Origin of the sequence: Protofrankia sp. Cas8, assembly GCF_963555845.1 — a bacterium.
Taxonomy (GTDB): Bacteria; Actinomycetota; Actinomycetes; order Frankiales; family Frankiaceae; genus Protofrankia.
In genome coordinates, this window is record NZ_CAUVXI010000137.1 from 3,052 (window position 1) to 5,309 (window position 2,258).

A 2,258-nucleotide genomic window follows, 5' to 3' on the forward strand; every position below is an offset into this window, starting at 1 on the left:
GACTTGTACCCGTTACCGCACCGCAGGCAGGAGAACTCATACTGGTAACCCTCGCGTGTCGACAGGTCCCGGTAGTTGTTTGTGAAAGGCACCTGGTTCGCCATGCCGCTCCCTCGCACCTCACGGCCAGGGCCCGCAGCCCCACCCGGACCTCCCGCACTCTGCAATTCCACCAGGCCTCCGGCAGCTCGAGAACCACGCTCGTCACACCATCGGCTATCTGCGGACAACCCGCATCATAGAGCGCGACCGGGCGCTCTGACGCGTGTGGGGCTCCAGACCCTCGATGTGGATGTTGGTGAGTAGGCGGGAGGCGGATGCGCCGCGGTGGTGGATGTGCAGGTCGGCGAGTGGGGGCCGGTGGGTGGCCGGTCCAGCACGAGTGGATGGTTGACATACATTTTCCGCCCGAAAACTGGCGTCTCCTGACGTCGTTCTTCCACTCGTCGCACCGCATGGATTGCGGCCCCGCTCCTTCGTCCACGCCCCTGTTGCCGGGCGCTCTCAGCGCCCCAGCGGCCCCGTGTAAACGTCCAGGTCACCGTCTGAGCTGAGGGTGTGGAGCTCCGCCTGGGGCGTCCGGCCCTCGCGCGTAGAGAGCAGAGGAGTAGGGGAGCAGAGGTGGGCTGCGATGCAGCCGAGGACGGCGAGCGCCGCACCGAGCAGGTATGCGGCGACGAACGGCCCGGCACGCACGGAGTCCGCGACGATCGCCGACAGCAGGCTCATGCCCGTCACGGCGCCGATCTGGATCGCGGTCTGCTGCAACGAGATCGACAGCCCGAAACTGTCGGCCGGCGCCGCGCTGCCCGCGATGACCAGCAGTGGCGGCTGCGCGTGCCCGAAAGCCAGCCCGCTGGCCATCAACCCGACGATGACCATCCACAAGGTGGCGAGTTGTGTGCCCGCCGCCAGGAGACCGAGTGCGACCACATAGGCGGCGGCTCCTGCGACGGCGAGCCGGCGTGGTCCAAAGCGGCTTCCCAGCCGACTCGCGGACGGCGCTGACAGCGAGATGGACAGTGTGCGGGCCATCGTCACGAGCGACGTCACCGCGATGGACAACCCGAAGACCCCCTCCAGAAGAAGCGGCGTCACGAGGAAGTTGCCCAGGTGCGCCGCGCCGATCATGAATGAGGCGACTCCGGATGCACGGATGTCGCGTTCGGCGAGCAGCTGCAGGGGAATCACCGGCACGGCGGCCCGCCGCTCTGTGCGCACCAGGATCCACGCCAGCACCGGGACCGCCGCAAGCAGCCCGATGACCACCGGGCGTGCGCCCCAGACGGCCGCCCGGTTGACGCCGAAGGTGAGCGCGAACGCGGTCATGGCAAGCACGAAGGAGCCGGCCCGGTCCAACGACAGGTGGGCGTTTCCCCGGTCGGCCGGCAAGACTCTGATTGCTGACACGAACGCGAGCAGGGCCAGACAGGCCTGGATCGCGAACAACGGACGCCAGCCGATCGATGAGATGACCAGGCCGCCGATGGCCAGCCCGCTGACCGAGGCACCCGCCAGCACACCGGACGCCCACGCCGAGGGACGGATCCGTTCGGCGGGCGGGAAGGCTTCGAAGAGGATCGCGAACGATGAGGGGATCGTCGCCGCGCCGGCGAGCTGCGCCGCCGTCCGAAAGGCGATCAACGAGAGGGCGTTCCAGGCCAGAGCCGACAGGACCGAGAAGACAATGGCCAGGGCTATACCGACGAGAAAGGTCCGGCGGTGACCGCGGATGTCGCCTACCCGCCCGAGGATCGGCATCGCGACCGCCTGCGCCAGCATCCCACCCGTCACCGCCCAGGTGACCACACCGGCGGTGCTGTGAAGGTCGGTGGCGACCGTGCGGACCGACACGGTGAGGACGGTGGCCGTGAAGGTGGTCGAGAACATCCCGACCAGGCACGTCAGGACCACCATGGCGGGAGTGGCGTCCGCAGACCCCTGCGCGTAGCGGTCTGACGGGAGTGATGATCTGGTGGGAGTCCGGGTGTGGTGCCGCGACGGGGTCTCCTGGATCACAAGTCATCCCCCCGGGCTGGCCGGCGCCACCATCCTGATCATCGACCCCAGGCATGGGCCCGTGCAACCGATCTCACGGACGCCGTGGCAAAGCCTCGCTACCCGCTTTCAGTGAGTTGGCCTGGTCTGTGTCGGGTGTGTCGAGTTGAAACCAGACGGTTTTGCCGGTGCGGGTGGGGCGGGCGCCCCAGTGGGTGGCGAGTTCGGCGACGAGTTGGAGGCCGCGGCCGCCTTCGTCA

Annotated in this window: 2 protein-coding genes; both read right to left on the reverse strand. The window is 68.3% G+C overall.

What is annotated here, in order from left to right; translation table 11 throughout:
• Positions 1-504 precede the first annotated feature (504 nt).
• On the reverse strand, positions 505-2,019 hold the full coding sequence (locus tag U9977_RS18180) for an MFS transporter (RefSeq protein WP_322750475.1): 1,515 nt from the start codon (positions 2,017-2,019) through the stop codon (positions 505-507).
• 73 nt (positions 2,020-2,092) lie between these two features.
• The coding region (locus U9977_RS27095; RefSeq protein ID WP_416210682.1) for an ATP-binding protein at positions 2,093-2,258 on the reverse strand (166 nt) is incomplete at its 5' end.